Here is an 18,319-nt window from a genome sequence, read left to right as displayed (position 1 = left end):
GGGTCACCCCCATGCTTCTGGCGTTCGCCCGCGGAGGATTAACCGGAAAATGACAGGACACTTAACGCTATGACTCTGCCCACTTTCTCCATGCGCCAGCTGCTTGAAGCCGGCGTGCATTTCGGCCATCACACCCGCCGCTGGAACCCGAAGATGGCGCCGTTCATCTTCGGCGTGCGCAATGGCGTGCACATCATCGACCTGGAGCAGACGGTGCCGATGCTGCACCGCGCCCTGCAGGCCATCCGCGACGTTACCGCTCAGGGCGGCCGCGTGCTGTTCGTCGGCACCAAGCGCCAGGCGGCCGAGAAGATCGCCGAGGCGGCTGGGAAGTCCGGCCAGTACTACGTCAACCACCGCTGGCTCGGCGGCATGCTGACCAACTGGAAGACCATTTCCCACTCGATCAAGCGTCTGCGCGACCTGGACGAGCAGCTGGCCGGCGACACGCACGGCCTGACCAAGAAGGAGCTGCTGAACCTCACCCGCGAGCGCGAGAAGCTGGACCGCGCCCTGGGCGGCATCCGCGAGATGGGCGGCCTGCCGGACGTGCTGTTCGTGATCGACACCAACAAGGAATCGATCGCCATTCAGGAAGCCAACAAGCTGGGCATCCCGGTCATCGCCATTCTGGACAGCAACTGCGATCCGGACGGCATTGCCTTCCCGATCCCGGGTAATGACGACGCGATGCGCGCCATCGAGCTGTATTGCGAGCTGGTTTCCAGCTCCGTGCTGGACGGGCTGCAGGCCGAGATGATCGCCAGCGGTGCCGATATCGGCGCTTCCGAGGAGGCGCCTGCTGAGGCGCTGCCGGCTGCTGAGGCCGCCGCCGAGGAGACCGCTCAGGCTTCTGCCTAAGCCGGCTTTGACAGGGGATACGGATCGGCGGCCTTGTGCCGCCGCTCCTTTTACGACCATCGGATTTTGACGCCACGCGCGCGTCCGCTGCGCGTCGGCAGGGAACTCAAGAGGAAGGAAGAGATCATGGCCGAGATTACCGCCGCCCTCGTCAAGGAGCTTCGTGAGAAGACCGGCGCCGGCATGATGGATTGCAAAAAGGCGCTCACCGAGACCGCCGGCGATCTGGAAGCCGCCGTTGACTGGCTGCGCAAGAAGGGCCTTGCCGCCGCCGCGAAGAAGGCCGGCCGTGTTGCCGCCGAAGGTCTGGTCGGCGCTGCCGCTGATGGCGCCAAGGCTGCCATCGTCGAGGTGAATTCCGAGACCGACTTCGTCGCCCGCAACGAGACCTTCCAGGGTTTCGTCGCGAAGGTCGCCGAGCTGTCGCTGGCTGCCAATGGCGATCTCGATGCGCTGAAGGCCACTGCCTATCCGGGCACCGGCCGCACCGTCGAGGAAGAACTGGCGCACCAGATCGCGACCATCGGCGAGAACATGAATCTGCGCCGCACTGCCACGCTGGCCGTGCCGCAGGGTGTTGTCGCCAGCTATATCCACAACCAGGTGGTGCCGAACCTCGGCAAGATCGCCGTACTGGTGGCGATGGAGTCTGCTGGCGATGCGGAGAAGCTGCAGGCGCTCGGCAAGCAGCTTGCCATGCATGTCGCGGCCACCAATCCGGCCTCCCTCGGCATTGACGACCTCGACCCGGCCCTGCTGGAGCGCGAGCGCAACGTGCTGATCGATCAGGCGAAGGCCAGCGGCCGCCCGGACGACATCATCCAGAAGATGGTCGAGGGCCGCATCCGCAAGTTCTACGAGGAAGTCTGCTTCCTGGAGCAGATCTTCGTGATGGACGGCAAGACCAAGGTGTCCAAGGTCGTCGAAGACACCGCCAAGGAGATCGGCGCGCCGGTGAAGGTGACCGGCTTCCTGCGCTTCGCGCTGGGCGAAGGCATCGAGAAGGAAGAGGGTGACTTCGCGGCAGAAGTGGCTGCCGCGGCCAAGGCGGGCTGATAGAAGCGGTGGGCGCATCCTCCTGTCACGGAGGATGCGCTTGCACTTGTAACGCACGGCAGGAAGGTCGATAGTTTCGACCGCCTGCCGGCTTCGTATCCAGCTTGAGGAAAGGCCAGAGATGCCCAGCCAGAACACGGACGAGGACAAACCGCTCTATCGGCGGGTGCTGCTGAAGATTTCCGGCGAAGCCCTGATGGGCGACCGGGAATATGGCCTCGATCCCGACATGGTGAACCGTGTCGCCTCGGAAGTCCGGTCGGTCTGCGAACAGGGTGTCGAAGTCTGCGTGGTAATCGGCGGCGGCAATATTTTCCGCGGTGTGTCCGGCGCCACCACGGGCATGGAGCGCGCGACCGCTGACTATATGGGCATGCTGGCGACGGTCATTAACTGCCTTGCCATGCAGAACGCGCTGGAACGCTGCGCCGTCAGCACCCGTGTCCAGTCCGCCCTGCATATCCATGCGGTATGCGAGCCCTATATCCGCCGCCGCGCCATCCGGCATATGGAAAAGGGCCGGGTCGTGATCTTCGCCGCCGGCACCGGCAACCCGTTCTTCACCACCGACACGGCAGCCGCGCTGCGTGCCACGGAAATGGGCTGCGATGCGCTGCTGAAGGCGACGCAGGTGGACGGGGTCTATGATTCCGATCCGCTGAAGAACAAGGATGCGCAGCGTTTCGATACGCTGAGCTATCTCGACGTGCTGTCCAAGGACCTGAAGGTCATGGACGCCTCGGCAATCTCGCTGGCACGTGAGAACAAAATCCCGATATTGGTGTTTTCCATTCACAAGCACGGGGCGTTCAGAGACGTCTTGTGCGGTCGCGGGCGCTACACGAAGATCACCGACTGAGCGGTGTGCCCGGAAGGCGATCCAGGTTTCGATAAAGTGGGAGGATTAACGTGGCACAGCCTGATCTGAAGGACATCCAGCGCCGGATGAAGGGTGCTGTCGAGGTGTTGCGGCAGGAATTTGGCGGTCTGCGCACCGGCCGCGCCTCGGTCAGTCTGGTCGAACCGGTGACCGTGGATGCCTATGGCTCGCAGATGGCGCTGAACCAGGTGGCCTCGGTCAGCGTGCCGGAGCCGCGCATGCTGACGGTCCAGGTCTGGGACAACAGCATGGTCAAGGCGGTGGAGAAGGCGATCCGCGAGGCCGGCCTTGGCCTCAATCCGCAGACCGAAGGCAATGTGATCCGCCTGCCGATCCCGGACCTCAGCGAGGAGCGGCGGCAGGAGCTGACGAAGGTCGCGGCGAAATATGCCGAGCAGGCCCGCGTGTCGATCCGCAATGTGCGGCGCGACGGCATGGACCTGCTGAAGCGGCTGGAGAAGGACAGCGAGATCAGCCAGGACGAGCATCGCCGGTACGAGAAAGACATCCAGAAGATGACCGACGACGCCATCGCCGAGGTCGATCAGGCGCTGGCGGTAAAAGACAAAGAAATCATGCAGGTTTAAGTTCTGGCGTATTATGGCCGTCCTCGAAGACACCCAGGATCGTGAACCGCCGGTGCACGTCGCCATCATCATGGATGGCAACGGACGCTGGGCGATGGCGCGTGGCCAGCCGCGCAGCCTGGGCCACAAGCAGGGGGCGGAGGCAGTCCGCCGCAGCGTGCGTGCGGCTGGCGAGCTGGGGATCGGCTATCTGACGCTGTTCGGCTTCTCCAGCGAGAACTGGCGGCGGTCGGCGGGCGAGATCGACGATCTGATGGGGCTGCTGCGCTTCTACCTGCGCCGCGAGATTGCCGAACTGCATGGCAACAATGTCCGCTTCCGCATGATCGGCGACCGGTCGCGGCTGGCGCCGGACATTGTGGCGCTGATCGAGAATGCGGAACGGCTGACCGCTGGCAATGGCGGGCTGGTGCTGACCATTGCGCTCAGCTATGGCGGCCGGCAGGAGATTGCCCAAGCTGCCCGGGCCCTTGCGGCGAAGGCCGCGGCAGGCGAGATCGATCCGGCCGACATTGACGAGGGGATGGTCGCCGATGCGCTGGAAACCTCCGGTATTCCCGATCCGGACCTGATGGTCCGGACCAGCGGCGAGAAGCGCATCAGCAATTTCCTGCTCTGGCAGACCGCCTATAGCGAGCTGGTTTTCCTCGATGTCCTCTGGCCGGATTTCGGCCGTGAGCATCTGGAAGAGGCGATCCGCGAGTTCCATCGCCGGGAGCGGCGCTTTGGCACCGCGGTCGGCTGAGCCGGTGGCCGGCAGCATATTCTCTTCCTTTTCGGAACTGCCCCGGCGTGCGCTTTCCGCCGCTGTGATCGCCCCGCCGGCCCTGGCGGCGGTCTGGCTCGGCGGCTATGCGCTGCTGGCCCTGGTTCTTCTGATTTCTGTCCTGATGGGCGTTGAATGGGCGCGGCTGGTCGGCTATCGCGGCCATCCCTGGCTGGTACGCGCACTGGCCTTTGCCGCGCCGCAGCCGGTCATTGCCCTGCTGATTGGGGGCTGGCCGATTGCCCTGCTTCATCTGCTCCTGCTGACGGGCGCGTTGTTTGCCCTGGTGGGTGCGCTCGACCGTGACGGCAGCAAACGATCCGGCCTGTGGTATGCCGTCGGGCTTCCTGTGCTTGGGCTGCCGTTGCTGTGCCTCATCTGGCTGCGCGCGCAGGAACCGCAGGGAGCGGAGACGGTGCTGTGGCTGGTCGCGCTGGTAATCGCCACCGATATCGGCGCCTATTTTTCCGGCCGGCTGATCGGCGGACCGAAGCTGCTGCCCTCCGTCAGCCCCAAGAAGACCTGGGCCGGCCTGCTGGGCGGCATGACAGCGGCGGCGGGCATCGGGGCGCTGGCCGCGACCCTGGCTTTCCTGGGTGAGGGCAGGGCGCCTGTGGCCGCCGTAGCGGCACTGTCGGCGGTGCTGGCGGTGGTCGCACAGGCCGGGGACCTTGCCGAATCGGCCGTTAAGCGTCATTTCGATGTAAAGGATTCCGGGACACTAATTCCGGGACATGGCGGGCTGTTCGACCGGCTGGACGGGTTTCTGCTCACCCTGCCGGCCCTGGCCCTCCTGATTTCGCTGACGGGGATGAACGTGCTGCAATGGCGATGAACGAAGCGCAAATTTCCACGGTCCCGCGCCGCGTTACCGTGCTGGGCAGCACGGGTTCTGTCGGCTGCAGCACTGTCGATCTGCTGCTGCGGGATCAGGACTCCTTCACCGTTGAGGCCCTGACCGCCGGCAGCAATGTGGCACTTCTCCTGAAGCAGGCGCTGGCCCTGCGGCCTGCTTTCGTCGCGATTGCCGATCCCGCCGGAAAGGACGAACTGGAGGCCGGGCTGGCCGGAACCGGCATTCAGTTCGCCGTTGGCCCGCAGGCCGTGATCGAGGCGGCGGAGCGGCCGGCCGACTGGGTCATGGCCGCCATTGTCGGCGCTGCCGGCCTGTCGCCGACGCTGGCGGCGATCCGGCGCGGCGCTATCGTGGCGATTGCCAACAAGGAATGTCTGGTCTGTGCCGGCGATCTGGTGATGGCCGAGACGCAGCGCAGCGGCGCGACCCTGCTGCCGGTCGATTCCGAGCACAGCGCGATCTATCAGGTCTTCGACTTCGACCGGCGCGACGGCATCGAACGGATCACCCTGACGGCGTCGGGCGGTCCGTTCCGCGAAGCCGGTCTTGACCAGATGCGGAAAATGACGCCCACCGAGGCGTTGGCGCATCCGAACTGGGACATGGGCGCCAAGATATCGATCGATTCCGCCACCATGATGAATAAGGGGCTGGAGCTGATTGAGGCGCATTACCTGTTCGCGCTGCCCGAAAGCCGGATCGATGTGCTGGTGCACCCCCAGTCGGTCATCCACTCCATGGTCAGCTATATTGATGGCTCGGTGCTGGCGCAGCTGGGCACGCCGGACATGCGAACGCCGATTGCCTACGCGCTGGGCTGGCCGCGGCGGATCGCCACACCGGCTGCGCGGCTTGACCTCGCGGCGTTGTCGCGACTGACCTTCGAACAGCCCGATCCGCAGCGCTTCCCTGCGTTGCGACTGGCTCGCGCTGCCTTGCAAAGCGGGGGAGGCGCCCCTACTATCCTGAATGCCGCCAATGAGGTTGCCGTCCAGCATTTTCTCGACCGCCGTATCGGGTTCCTCGATATTGCCGACATCGTGGAAGAGACGCTTTCGGACATTGACGGCGGGCGAATGACCAGCCTGGCCGAGATACTGGAACTGGACCGGCGTAGCCGGGAACGTGCCAGCAATCTCGTCGAGCGCTGCGTGGCCAGATAGAATGATCGCTCCCCGATCAACGGCGATCATAACATTCGATAATATGCGTTCCGCAGCCTGCTAGGTAGTTTCATGGATTTGATTTCCGGCTTCGTCGACTACGTCCTGCCCTTCGTCCTCGTGTTGTCGGTGCTCGTCTTCGTGCATGAGATGGGGCACTTTCTGGTCGCGCGATGGAACGATGTGCGGGTCGAGGTGTTCTCGATCGGTTTCGGGCCGGAAATCTATGGCTGGACAGCCAAGAGCGGGACACGCTGGAAGATCAGCGCCGTGCCGCTGGGCGGTTATGTGAAGATGTACGGTGATGCGGACCCGGCCAGCTCGCCGGACGCCTCGGTGGCGCACATGACACCGGAGGAGCGCGCCGTTTCCTTCCACCACAAGCGCCTTGGCCAGCGCGCCGCCATCGTCGCCGCCGGGCCGGGCGTGAACTTCCTGTTTGCCATCCTGCTGCTGGCAGGGCTCTACAGCATCGTGGGGCAACCCTATACGCCGGCCGTGGTCGATCAGATCGTCGCCGGCAGTGCCGCCGAACGCGCCGGTCTGCGCACCGGCGACCGGATCAGCGCCATCGAGGGCACCGATATCAGCCGGTTCGAGGAGCTGCAGCGCTATGTGCAGGACCGGCCTGGCCAGACCCTCGCGCTTACGGTCGAGCGCGACGGCCAGCCGCTGAGCCTGTCGGTGGTGCCGGAGCCGCACACCCTGACCGACCGGTTCGGAAACGAGCGGCAGATCGGCCGGATCGGCATTCAGAGCAACCAGATGCAGACCGTGCGGCACAACCCGCTGGTCGCGTCCTGGGAGGCTGTGAAGGAAACCGTATTCCTGACCGGCGCCACACTGAAGGCCGTTGGCCAGATTATCGTCGGCTCACGCTCGGCGGACGAGTTGGGCGGCCCGCTGCGGATCGGCCAGATGTCCGGCGAAGTGGCCCAGGGCGGCATCGTCCCGCTGATCTGGTTCATGGCGATCCTGTCGATAAACCTTGGTCTTATAAACCTTTTTCCTATTCCGGTCCTTGACGGCGGGCATCTATTATTCTACGCCGCTGAGGCGGTGCGAGGGAAACCGCTCGGTCAGCGCGTACAGGAGTATGCGTCGATGGTCGGCCTCACCCTCGTGATCGCCTTGATGGTGTTCGCCACATGGAATGATCTGGTCCAGCTTCGGGTCGTCGATTTCATTGGCTCGCTGTTCAGCTAGGTCGGTTGCTCGTGAAGGATCGGGGTTTGTCGGTGTCGAAAGGCTCATTCAACGCTGTCTTGGTCGCCTGCATCCTTCTCTTCGGAGCGCTCGCCGCGCCCGCGGTGAGGGCGCAGAGCGTCGGTAACATCGCCAATATCCGGGTCGAGGGCAGCCAGCGCATCGATCCAAGCACGGTCATCTCCTACCTCAGCATCAAGCCCGGCGATCCGTTCAACGCCATCGCCCTTGATCAGTCGCTGAAGACGCTGTTCGCGACCGGCTTGTTCGCGGATGTCACGCTGCGGCGCGAAGGCAACGAGCTTATCGTCCGGATCGTCGAGAACCCGATCATCAACCGCATTGCCTTCGAGGGTAACAAACGGATCGAGGATGATGCGCTGACCAGGGAGGTGCAGCTGCGCCCCCGTGTCGTTTATACGCGCACCAAGGTGCAGAACGATGTGCAGCGCATCCTCGACGTCTATCGGCGCAGTGGCCGTTTCGCTGCGACGGTCGAGCCGAAGGTGATCCAGCTTGACCAGAACCGTGTCGATCTCGTTTTCGAGATCAATGAGGGCGAGCGCACTGAAGTGCGCCGCATTTCCTTCATCGGTAACAAGCGGTTCAGCGACCGGGCCCTGCAGGATGTCATTTCAACCAAGGAATCTGCCTGGTATCGCTTCTTTACCGGCGATGATACCTATGATCCCGACCGTCTGACCTTCGACCGCGAATTGCTGCGCCGCTATTATCTGCGCAACGGCTATGCGGATTTCCGTGTGCTCTCTGGCATTGCCGAGCTGACACCCGATAAGAAGGGGTTCTTCGTCACCTTCACCGTGGAGGAGGGCGAGCGTTACCGCTTCGGCAAGGTTGGCATCGACGCGCAGCTGAAGGGCCTGGATTCCAGCGTGCTGGACTCCCAGCTGACGGTGAAGGAAGGTGACTGGTACGACGCCAGCAAGGTCGAGCGCAATATCGATGCGATCACCGAACGGCTGGGCAATCTGGGCTATGCCTTCGTCGATATCCAGCCGCGCCTCAACCGTCATGCCGAGGATCGCAAGGTCGATCTGACGCTGGTCGTGCGCGAGGGACCGCGCGTCTTCGTCGAAGAGATCAACATCAAGGGCAACATCCGGACGCTGGACAAGGTGATCCGCCGCGAGATGCGGCTGGTCGAGGGCGACGCCTTCAACACCCAGCGCATCCGGCGCTCGCAGCAGCGTCTGCGCGACCTGAACTTCTTCAGCAATGTGACGCTGGAGACGATGGAAGGAACATCGCCCGACAAGTCGAAGATCGAGATCGCGGTGGAGGAGCGCTCCACCGGCGAACTCAGCGTCGGGTTCGGCGTCTCCACGCGCGATGCGCTGCTGGGCGATATCCGTATCCGCGAACGCAACCTGCTGGGCCGTGGTCAGGATCTGAGCCTGGGCTTCACCCTGTCGGCACGCCGGCAGGAAATCGACCTGCGCTTCACCGAGCCCTATTTCCTGGATCGCGACGTGGCGGCGGGCTTCGACCTGTTCCGCGTCACCACCGACTATCAGGACGAGGCTTCCTACGATCTGGCCCGGACCGGCGGCTCGCTGCGGGCTACCTACAGCCTGATGGAAGATCTGCGGCACACGGTGCGCTACACCTACAGCGAGACTGAAATCCGCAACGTGCCTGACACGGCCTCGTTCTTCATCCGGGCGCAGGAAGGGCAGTCCAGCAGCTCGATCATCGGCAACAGCCTCGCCTACGATAAGCGCGACAGTAAGATCGATCCGCGCGACGGCTATATCGTCACGCTGAACAATGATGTGGCGACGCTGGGCGGCGATACGCGCTATGTCCGCACCGTCCTGCAGGGCGGCTACTACTTCCCGGTGGGCGAAACCTGGGTCCTGTCCACCAATGCGGAAATCGGCAATGTCACGCCCTATGGCGATGAGGAAGTCCTGATTGCCGACCGTTTCTTCCTGGGCGGTGCCAAATTGCGCGGTTTCGAGTATGGTGGCGTCGGTCCGCGTGATCGCTCGACGGGTGATTCGCTGGGTGCCGAGAATTACTACGCCGGCAGCGTCGAACTGCTGTTCCCGCTGGGTTTGCCCCGCGAGATGGGCGTACGCGGCGGCGTGTTCAGCGACTTCGGCTCCGCCTGGGATGTCGCGGCATCCGGACCGAACATCGCCGACGTGAATTCGATCCGCGCCAGCGTCGGCGTCAGCTTCCTTTGGGAATCGCCCATGGGGCCGTTGCGGCTCGACTTCGCGGCACCGGTGGTCAAGGAAGAGTTCGACGAGACCGAAATCTTCCGCTTCAGCTTCGGGACACGGTTCTAATCATGCTTAGTTTTCTTGCCTTCCGTCGGATCGCCTGCGTTCTGATCCTGGGGGGTGGTGCCCTGGTCATGCTGCCGCCGCAGGTTCATGCGGCGGACCCGCTGCCCCAGTCCCGCATCGCCTTCATCGATGTGCAGGGGGTGCTGCGGGCTTCGGAAGCGGCGCGTACGGTGCGTGATCAGATCGAGGCGCAGCGTTCCCGCTATCAGGAGGAAATCTCCAAGCAGGAGCGTGAATTGCGTGCCCTGGAGCAGGAACTGGTGCAGCAGCGTTCCGTGCTGGCCCCGGAGGCGTTCCAGCAGCGTCGCCAGCAGTTCGAGCAGCGCGTGGCGGAAATCCAGCGCGCCGTGCAGGCCCGCAAGCGCCAGCTTGACGAAGGCTATGCGCAGGCGATGGAGCAGGTCCGTATTGCCCTGGTGGAAATTGTCGCCGATATCGCGAAGGAACGGCAGGCAACGGCCGTGCTGTCGAAGTCGGCCATCGTGCTGGCCGAAAAATCCATCGACATTTCCGAGGAAGCGCTGAACCGGCTGAACCAGCGCCTGACCTCCGTCACCGTGAAGCTGCCCGCGATCCAGCAGCAGTAAGGGGACGGAAGGCATGGCCGATCCGCGCTTCTTCCATACCGCACCGCCCAAGCCCCTGGCGGAACTGGCGGAGATCGCCGAGGCGACACTGGCGCCCGGCACTGATCCCGGCCGGCTGATCGAGGATATCGCAACGCTGGAGGCCGCAGGGGCGGCCCATATCAGCTTCCTGGGCAACCGGAAATATGTTCCGGCCTTCCAGGCCTCCAAGGCAGGCGCCTGCCTCGTGGAGCCCGCGCTTGCCGACAAGGCACCATCCGGCATGGCGATCCTGCTCTGCGCCAAGCCAAGGCGCGGCTTCGCGCGTATCGCTACGGCCTTCCACCCGGAACTGGCAGCCGATTCCGGTATCCACCCCAGCGCCGTCATCGACCCCAGCGCGGAGATCGGCCCGGGCTGCCGTATCGAGGCGCATGTCGTGATCGGCCCCGGCGTCACGATTGCCGCCGGTACCCGCATCGGCGCCAACAGCGTGATTGAGCGCGGCGTCTCCCTGGGCGAGAACTGCATCATCGGGGCGAATGTCACGCTCAGCTACTGCCTGATCGGCGACCGGGTGCTGATCGCCGCCGGCGCGGTGATCGGCAATACCGGCTTCGGCTATGACCTTGACCCCAGCGGCCGCGTGAAGGTGCCGCATCTGGGGCGTGTCCTCATCGGCGACGATGTGGAGATCGGCGCGAACGCGACGGTCGATCGCGGCAGCGGGCCGGACACCGTCATCGGGCGCGGTACCGTGATTGATAATCTCGTGATGATCGCGCATAACGTCCAGATTGGCGAAGGCTGCATCATTGCCGCCCAGAACGGCATTGCCGGCAGCGCGCGGCTTGGCAATTACGTGACCTTCGCGGGCCAGGTCGGCGTCGCCAACCATGCGAAGGTCGGCGACGGCGTGGTGGCGGCAGGGCAGACGGGCATCACCAACGATGTGGAGTCCGGCGCCATCGTCGGCGGCACGCCGGCCATGCCGATCCGCGAATGGCGGCGCCTGGTCGGCATGCAGCGGCTGATGCTTAAGAAAAGGCAGGTTAATAAGGACAACGGCGAATGAATGATATCGCGGGCACAAAAGGGGTGGCGGAGGAGATGAAGGAGATTCGCGTCGAGCGGATCATGGAGATGATTCCCCATCGGTATCCGATGTTGCTGGTGGATCGGGTGATCGACGTGGTGCCGAACGAATCGGCGACCGGCGTGAAGAATGTCTCCATCAACGAACCCTTCTTCGTCGGGCATTTCCCGCGCCGTCCGGTGATGCCGGGCGTGATGATCGTAGAGGCCATGGCCCAGACCGCCGCCGTTTTGGTGGTCGCCACCCTGGGTGCCGAGGCCGAAAGCAAGCTCGTGTACTTCATGTCAGTGGACAAGGCGCGGTTCCGCCGGCCGGTGACGCCGGGCGACACGCTGCATATCCATGTCACCAAGGAACAGAGCCGCGGCCCGGTGTGGAAATTCTCGGCCGTCGCCAAGGTCGATGGCGCCGCCGTGGCCGAGGCAACCTATACCGCGATGATCATGGACGATTGATGACCGGCGCCTCCGCATCCGCGATTCATCCGACCGCCATCGTCGATCCCAAGGCAGAGCTGGGGGCTGGGGTTTCCGTCGGTCCCTACAGCGTCGTCGGGCCGCATGTCCGGCTGGATGACGGCGTGGAACTGCATTCCCATGTCGCCGTATCGGGCCGCACGCGGATCGGCGCGCGCACGCGCATCTTTCCCTTCGCCTCCATCGGCAGCGCGCCGCAGGATCTGAAATACAAGGGCGAGCCGTCGGAACTGGTGATCGGCGCGGACAACACGATCCGCGAGCATGTCACCATGAATCCCGGTACCGAGGGCGGCGGCATGCTGACCCAGATCGGCGATGGCTGCCTGTTCATGGTCGGCAGCCATGTCGGCCATGATTGCCGCATCGGCAACCGGGTTATCCTGGCCAACAACGCCACGCTGGGCGGGCATGTGACCGTCGAGGACCACGCCATCCTGGGCGGGCTGTCGGCGGTTCATCAGTTCTGCCGCATCGGCCGGCATGTCATGGTCGGCGGCATGACCGGTGTCGAGCATGATGTGGTGCCCTATGCCATGGTGATGGGGAACCGGGCCTGGATTTCCGGCCTGAATCTCGTCGGGCTGAAGCGCCGCGGCTTTGGCCGGGATACCATCAAGGCGTTGCGCGATGCCTATGCGCTGCTGTTCTCCGAGGGCGGAACCTGGGCCGAGCATATCGCGCAGGTCGCGGCACGCCATACCGACGATCCCGCGGTGCGGGAGCTGGTCGAGTTCGTGCAGCAGGATTCGTCCCGTGGCTTCTGCCGCCCGCAGGCGGAAGGGAAGGGCAATGCCCGGTCCGGCGACGACGCATGAGGCCGCTCCGGTAACGGACAAGATCGGCATCGTGGCCGGTGGCGGAACCGTTCCCGGCCAGCTTGTCGCCACGCTGCGTGACCGTAGTCACCCGTACTTCATCATCGGCCTCGAAGGCCAGGTACAGCCGGAGACGCTGGACGGAACGCCACATCTCGTCGTCCGGCTGGGTGCTGTCGGCACGGCTCTTGACGCGCTACGCCGCGAAGGCGTGCGCCGGCTGGTCTTCGCCGGCTCGGTACGTCGGCCCTCGCTCGCCGAATTGAGGCCGGATTGGACGGCGACCCGGCTGATCGCCAAGATGGGGCCGAAGATGTTCCTGGCCGGCGACGATGCGCTGCTCTCGGCCGTAGTGAAGGTTCTGGAAGGCGAGGGGTTTACCGTGGAACGCGCGGACAGGCTGCTGGACGGCCTGCTCGCCGGCGCCGGCTACCTGGGCCGGCACCGCGCCGATGCGGCGGCGGAGGCCGATATCGCGCGCGGCGTGGCCATTTTGCGCGCGCTGGGACCGCTCGATGTCGGGCAGGGTGTGGTGGTGCAGCAGGGGCTATGCCTCGGCATTGAGGCCATTGAGGGCACCGACGCGCTGCTGGCTCGGGTCGGACCGCTGCGTCGTGATGGCGGCGGCGGCGTGCTGGTGAAGCTGCGCAAGCCCGGCCAGAATGAGCGCATCGATCTGCCGACCATCGGCGTGGCCACGGTGGAGGCGGCGGCGAAGGCCGGCCTCGCCGGTATCGCCGTGGATGCGGGCGGTGCCTGGATCGTGGACCGCGCGGCGGTGATCGAGACCGCCAACCGGCTGGGCCTGTTCGTGAAGGGGATCAGCGGAGACGCAGTATGAGCGAGGCGCCCGCCCCCCTGATCTTTATCATCGCCGGGGAGCATTCCGGCGATGCGCTGGGGGCAAAGGTGATGGCGGGCCTGAAACAGGCCACAGACGGCCATGTCCGCATCGCCGGCATCGGTGGCCCGGAGATGGCCGCGCAGGGTCTGCAGAGCCTGTTTCCGATGCGGGAACTGGCCATCATGGGTCTGCTGGAGGTTATCCCGCATATTCCCCGCGTGCTGCGCCGGATCGACGAGACGGTGAAGGCCATCGAGGCAGCGCGCCCCGATGCGGTGCTGACCATCGATGCGCCCGGCTTCTGCTTCCGCGTGGCGAAGAAGCTGCACGGGCAGGGCATCCCGCTGGTGCATCTGGTGGCTCCCACCGTCTGGGCATGGAAGCCAAAGCGGGCGGAGAAGATCGCGAAATTCCTCGACCATCTGCTGGTGATCCTGCCGTTCGAGCCGCCCTATTTCACCCGGCACGGGCTGGAGACCAGCTATGTCGGCCATCCCATTGTCGAGAATCCGGCCGGCGATGGTGCTGCCTTCCGCACCCGGCACGACATTCCGGCCGATGCAACGCTGCTGGCCGTGCTGCCCGGCAGCCGCCGTGGTGAGATCGACAGGCTGCTGCCGCCCTTCGCCGAGGCCGTGGCCCGGCTGGCGCAGCGGCATCCCGGCCTGCGGGTGGCACTGCCGGCGGTCGATTCGCTGCGCGACCGGATATCGGAGGCTGTGGCCAACTGGCCGGTTCCGGTAACGCTCTGCGATGGCGCCAATGAGAAGGCCGATCTGTTTGCTGCTGCTGATCTGGCGCTGTCCGCCGCCGGCACGGCGGTGCTGGAGCTGGTGCTGGCCGGCATACCGACCGTGGCCGCCTACAAGGTAAACGCGGTCAGTTACCGGATCGCGCGGCAGTTGGTCAGCCTGACGCGCTATACCCTGCCGAACATCCTGCTGGAAGCGGAGATCGTGCCAGAGCTGATCCAGGCCGACTGCACAGCCGACCGCCTGGAGGCGGCGCTGGAAACGCTGCTCAGCGATCCGGCGGCGCGGGCGCGGCAGGTCGAAGCCGGCGTCCGGCTGAAGGAGATGCTGGGCGGCAACGACACCGCGCCCAGCCAGCGGATCGCCGACAAGCTGCTCGCAATTGCTGGCGAATGCGCTAAATCTAGGAACTGAACTTTCAACCGAAAACCAGAAAGGGAGTCCCATGTCCTCGACGATGACAGCGGAGCGTCCGGCAGTGGATACCAGCGGTTTCCGCATGCTGCACACGATGATCCGCGTGCTGGACCTCGACAAGTCCATCGACTTCTACACCCGCCTGCTGGGCATGAACCTGCTGCGGCGGACGGATTACGAAAGCGGCCGTTTCACCCTGGCCTTCGTGGGTTATGGCGATGAGAAGGCCAATACGGTGATCGAGCTGACCCATAACTGGGACCAGGCCGAGCCCTACACGATCGGCTCCGGCTTCGGCCATCTGGCGATCGGCGTGCCCGATATCTATGGCACCTGCGAGAAGCTGGCGGCGGAAGGCGTGAAGATCCCGCGCCCGCCGGGGCCGATGAAGCATGGCGGCAGCGTCATCGCCTTCATCGAGGACCCCGATGGCTACAAGGTCGAGCTGATCGAGAAGAAATAAGGCTTCAGAAGATATACAGGACGGCGGCCAGCATCAGGGCCGCCGTTCCCATAACGGCAATGCGCGGCCACATGCCTTTACTGGCGGGCCGCGCATTATCGTTGGCGGGCAGGCGCAGGCGGATGGCGAAGATGCGGGAAAAAGGCGTTCCGCCCTTTCCCCGCATGCCAATGGTCCTGTCGGACCTATTCCGCCGTTCCAGAAGCACGCGTGCGGTGCCTCCCGCTGCTGTCGCTGTTGAGGGTCCGTCCTCAGCGCTTCGAGAGCGGCACGTAAGGACGGTGATCGTGGCCCGTATAAAGCTGGCGCGGACGCCCGATCTTCTGGACGGGATCCTCGATCATCTCCTTCCACTGTGCCACCCAGCCGGTGGTGCGCGCAACGGCAAACAGCACGGTGAACATGCTGGTCGGGAAGCCCATCGCCTTCAGGATGATGCCGGAATAGAAATCGACGTTGGGATAGAGCTTCTTCTCGACGAAATACTCGTCCTCCAGCGCGATCTTCTCCAACTCCATGGCGATGTCGAGCAGCGGCTCGTCCTTCACGCCCAGTTCCTTCAGCACCTCGTGGCAGGTCTGCTGCATCACCTTGGCGCGCGGGTCGTAGTTCTTGTACACCCGGTGGCCGAAGCCCATCAGGCGGAACGGGTCGTTCTTGTCCTTCGCCCGCTTCACGAATTCCGGGATGTTCTTGGCATCGCCGATCTCGCCCAGCATGTTCAGCACCGCCTCGTTGGCGCCGCCATGCGAAGGGCCCCACAGCGAGGCGATACCGGCCGCGATGCAGGCGAACGGGTTGGCGCCCGACGAGCCGGCAAGCCGGACCGTCGAGGTCGAGGCGTTCTGCTCGTGGTCGGCATGCAGGATGAAAATCTTGTCCATCGCCTTGGAGAGGACAGGATTATCGATATAGGGCTCGGCCGGTACGCCGAAGGTCATCTGCAGGAAGTTCTGCGCGTAGCTCAGCTTGTTCAGCGGATACATGAAGGGCTGGCCGACGGAGTACTTGTAGGCCATGGCGGCGATGGTCGGCATCTTGGCGATCAGCCGGTAGGAGGCGATCATCCGCTGGCGCGGGTCCTCGATATCGGTCGAATCGTGGTAGAAGGCGGACATGGCGCCGACCACGCCGCACATGATGGCCATCGGGTGCGCGTCACGGCGGAAGCCCCGGAAGAAGTTGGCCATCTGCTCGTGCACCATCGTGTGATAGGTGATGTCGTGCTCGAACTTGGCCTTCTCGGTCGGGTTGGGCAGCTCGCCATTCATCAGCAGATAGGCAACCTCCAGGAAGTCGCAGTTCGCGGCCAGATCCTCAATGGCATAGCCGCGGTGCAGCAACACGCCCTGGTCGCCGTCGATATAGGTGATCTTGGATTCGCAGGAACCGGTCGATGTGAAGCCCGGATCGTAGGTGAAGTAGCCGGTTTCGGCGTACAGCTTGCGGATATCCATCACCTCAGGCCCGACGGACCCGGGGATCAACGGCAGCTCGATCGACTTATCCTTGTTCGGATCGACAAGCTTGATCGGCTTCAGACTATTGGCGGTCATTCTTGAGAACTCCCCTTTCTTCGGTCCCTCAAGCGAGGGTTTAGACGGCCACCGGCCTTGTATTGCGTTGCAATATATTGACCCGCAGTCGGTTTGGCGAGGACTTAGCGCAGCAGTAGTACTGCGCTGGGCGCAGGGCCGGTCAATTCCCCCCGACAGCCGCGCGGATACGCGCGATTGCCGCATCGCGTCCCAGTACCGCCAGCACGTCGAAAATGCCGGGCGACATGGTGGAGCCGGTCAGCGCGGCACGCAAGGGTTGCGCGACGGCCCCCAGCTTCAGCGTCTCGGTTTCTGCAAAGCTGCGCACGCGCTCCTCAAGCGCGGCTTCGCTCCAGTCTGCCTGGCCTTCCAGCGCCGTGGCCAGCTTCGCCAGCACCTGCCGGGCCTCGTCCGTCAGCAAGGCAGCCGCCTTGTCGGTGAAAGGCAGGGGCAGCGGGCGGACATAGAACAGCGCGCTGTCCGCCAGATCGACCAGCGTCTTGGCGCGCGGCTTCAGGCCGGGCATGCCGGCGGTCAGCAGTGCCTTGCCGGCATCATCCACAGGTTGCCCCAGCCGCTCGGCCAGCAGCGGCTGGATCAGCGCGACCAACCTGGCATCATCGGCCTCGCGCAGGTAATGCGCGTTCAGATTCTCCAGCTTCGCCATGTCGAAGCGCGAGGGGGAGCGGCCAACCGCGTCGAGATCGAACCATTCGATGGCCTTCTCGGTCGGGATGATCTCCTCATCGCCATGGCCCCAGCCCAGGCGCAGCAGGTAGTTGCGCATTGCCTCGGGCAGGAATCCCATATCGCGGTAGGCCTCGACGCCCAGCGCGCCATGGCGCTTCGACAGCTTGGCGCCGTCCGGCCCGTGGATCAGCGGGATATGCGCGAAGACCGGCACGTCCCAGCCCATCGCCTGATAGAGCTGGGTCTGGCGGAAGGCGTTGTTCAGATGGTCGTCACCCCGGATCACATGGGTGATCCCCATATCGTGGTCATCCACCACCACCGACAGCATGTAGGTCGGCGTGCCGTCGCCACGCAGCAGCACGAAATCGTCCAGTTGTTCGTTGGCGACGGTGACTTCGCCCTGCACCAGGTCCTGGATCACAGTCTGGCCGCTCTGCGGCGCCTTCAGCCGGATCACCGGCTTTACGCCGGCCGGTGCCTCCGACTCGGGGCGGTCGCGCCAGCGCCCGTCATAACGCACCGGGCGGCCTTCCGCCTTGGCCTGCTCACGCATCGCCTCCAGCTCTTCCGGCGTGGCGTAGCAGCGATAGGCCTTGCCCTGGGCGAGCAGCGCGTGCGCGACCTCGGCATGGCGGCCGGCACGGGCGAACTGCATGACGGCCTCGCCATCCCAGTCCAGCCCCAGCCATTTCAGCCCCTCGAAGATCGCCCCGACCGCTTCCTCGGTGGAGCGGGCGCGGTCGGTATCTTCGATGCGCAGCAGGAACTTGCCGCCGGTATGCCGGGCATAGAGCCAGTTGAACAGGGCCGTGCGGCCGCCGCCAATATGCAGGAAGCCGGTCGGGGAGGGGGCGAAACGGGTGACGACGGTCATGCGAAATCGGTTCCGGTACTGGATGGAAAGCCGCGGACAATGCCAGGGCAGTCGGATTGGTGGCCGCTGTTTAGCACAAAGGGTGCCGCCGT

The 18,319-nt window shown here is 64.6% G+C and carries 19 protein-coding genes; 16 read left to right on the top strand and 3 right to left on the bottom strand.

The genetic code is table 11. The features are described from left to right. Positions 1–69 precede the first annotated feature (69 nt). The 16 genes from rpsB (at position 70) to gloA (ending at position 15,122) form a co-directional block, all read left to right on the top strand. The gene (gene rpsB, locus P24_RS10620; protein ID WP_008944719.1) at positions 70–861 is read left to right on the top strand and encodes a 30S ribosomal protein S2; all 792 of its coding nucleotides are present in this window, start codon (positions 70–72) and stop codon (positions 859–861) included. 126 nt (positions 862–987) lie between these two features. Next, complete coding sequence (gene tsf / locus P24_RS10615; RefSeq protein ID WP_008944718.1) at positions 988–1,917, top strand: translation elongation factor Ts; 930 nt, start codon at positions 988–990, stop codon at positions 1,915–1,917. A gap of 121 nt (positions 1,918–2,038) precedes the next feature. Further along, positions 2,039–2,776 (top strand): UMP kinase, encoded by a 738-nt coding sequence (pyrH, locus tag P24_RS10610; RefSeq protein ID WP_008944717.1) that lies wholly within the window; start codon positions 2,039–2,041, stop codon positions 2,774–2,776. A gap of 50 nt (positions 2,777–2,826) precedes the next feature. Further along, the gene (gene frr, locus P24_RS10605; RefSeq protein WP_008944716.1) at positions 2,827–3,384 is read left to right on the top strand and encodes a ribosome recycling factor; all 558 of its coding nucleotides are present in this window, start codon (positions 2,827–2,829) and stop codon (positions 3,382–3,384) included. A gap of 13 nt (positions 3,385–3,397) precedes the next feature. Continuing rightward, on the top strand, positions 3,398–4,129 hold the full coding sequence (locus P24_RS10600) for an isoprenyl transferase (protein WP_008944715.1): 732 nt from the start codon (positions 3,398–3,400) through the stop codon (positions 4,127–4,129). A 4-nt stretch (positions 4,130–4,133) separates the two neighbouring features. Next, a complete protein-coding gene (locus tag P24_RS10595; protein WP_237740187.1) occupies positions 4,134–4,985 on the top strand; it encodes a phosphatidate cytidylyltransferase in 852 nt (283 codons plus the stop codon). Then, a complete protein-coding gene (locus P24_RS10590) occupies positions 4,976–6,169 on the top strand; it encodes a 1-deoxy-D-xylulose-5-phosphate reductoisomerase (protein WP_008944713.1) in 1,194 nt (397 codons plus the stop codon). The genes P24_RS10595 and P24_RS10590 overlap by 10 nt, the downstream gene beginning before the upstream one ends. A 72-nt stretch (positions 6,170–6,241) precedes the next feature. Then, entirely contained in the window at positions 6,242–7,375 is a 1,134-nt protein-coding gene (gene rseP / locus P24_RS10585; RefSeq protein ID WP_008944712.1) for an RIP metalloprotease RseP, read from the top strand. A gap of 104 nt (positions 7,376–7,479) precedes the next feature. Then, complete coding sequence (gene bamA / locus P24_RS10580) at positions 7,480–9,690, top strand: outer membrane protein assembly factor BamA (protein ID WP_237740186.1); 2,211 nt, start codon at positions 7,480–7,482, stop codon at positions 9,688–9,690. A gap of 2 nt (positions 9,691–9,692) precedes the next feature. Further along, positions 9,693–10,277: an OmpH family outer membrane protein gene (locus tag P24_RS10575; protein WP_040707333.1), complete on the top strand. Its 585-nt coding sequence runs from the start codon at positions 9,693–9,695 to the stop codon at positions 10,275–10,277. 13 nt (positions 10,278–10,290) lie between these two features. Continuing rightward, complete coding sequence (gene lpxD, locus P24_RS10570; RefSeq protein ID WP_008944709.1) at positions 10,291–11,331, top strand: UDP-3-O-(3-hydroxymyristoyl)glucosamine N-acyltransferase; 1,041 nt, start codon at positions 10,291–10,293, stop codon at positions 11,329–11,331. Then, positions 11,328–11,807 (top strand): 3-hydroxyacyl-ACP dehydratase FabZ, encoded by a 480-nt coding sequence (fabZ, locus tag P24_RS10565; RefSeq protein WP_008944708.1) that lies wholly within the window; start codon positions 11,328–11,330, stop codon positions 11,805–11,807. Before lpxD ends, fabZ begins: the two co-directional genes overlap by 4 nt. Beyond that, on the top strand, positions 11,807–12,646 hold the full coding sequence (lpxA, locus tag P24_RS10560; protein ID WP_008944707.1) for an acyl-ACP--UDP-N-acetylglucosamine O-acyltransferase: 840 nt from the start codon (positions 11,807–11,809) through the stop codon (positions 12,644–12,646). Before fabZ ends, lpxA begins: the two co-directional genes overlap by 1 nt. Beyond that, on the top strand, positions 12,621–13,487 hold the full coding sequence (locus tag P24_RS10555) for an LpxI family protein (RefSeq protein ID WP_008944706.1): 867 nt from the start codon (positions 12,621–12,623) through the stop codon (positions 13,485–13,487). The genes lpxA and P24_RS10555 overlap by 26 nt, the downstream gene beginning before the upstream one ends. Further along, on the top strand, positions 13,484–14,656 hold the full coding sequence (lpxB, locus tag P24_RS10550; RefSeq protein ID WP_008944705.1) for a lipid-A-disaccharide synthase: 1,173 nt from the start codon (positions 13,484–13,486) through the stop codon (positions 14,654–14,656). The genes P24_RS10555 and lpxB overlap by 4 nt, the downstream gene beginning before the upstream one ends. Before the next feature lie 31 nt (positions 14,657–14,687). Beyond that, entirely contained in the window at positions 14,688–15,122 is a 435-nt protein-coding gene (gene gloA / locus P24_RS10545; protein WP_008944704.1) for a lactoylglutathione lyase, read from the top strand. Between the two features lie 4 nt (positions 15,123–15,126). Here the strand turns inward: gloA and P24_RS20060 are convergent, their stop codons facing one another. From P24_RS20060 to gltX, 3 genes are all read right to left on the bottom strand, one after another. Next, entirely contained in the window at positions 15,127–15,288 is a 162-nt protein-coding gene (locus tag P24_RS20060; RefSeq protein ID WP_156816267.1) for a hypothetical protein, read from the bottom strand. Positions 15,289–15,373: 85 nt separating this feature from the next. Continuing rightward, complete coding sequence (gene gltA, locus P24_RS10540) at positions 15,374–16,678, bottom strand: citrate synthase (RefSeq protein ID WP_008944703.1); 1,305 nt, start codon at positions 16,676–16,678, stop codon at positions 15,374–15,376. Between the two features lie 142 nt (positions 16,679–16,820). Then, complete coding sequence (gene gltX / locus P24_RS10535; RefSeq protein WP_008944702.1) at positions 16,821–18,227, bottom strand: glutamate--tRNA ligase; 1,407 nt, start codon at positions 18,225–18,227, stop codon at positions 16,821–16,823. Between the last annotated feature and the right edge of the window lie 92 nt (positions 18,228–18,319).

Origin of the sequence: Oceanibaculum indicum P24 (assembly GCF_000299935.1) — a bacterium.
Taxonomy (GTDB): domain Bacteria; phylum Pseudomonadota; class Alphaproteobacteria; order Oceanibaculales; family Oceanibaculaceae; genus Oceanibaculum; species Oceanibaculum indicum.
This window is presented reverse-complemented; position numbering and strand designations above follow the sequence as displayed.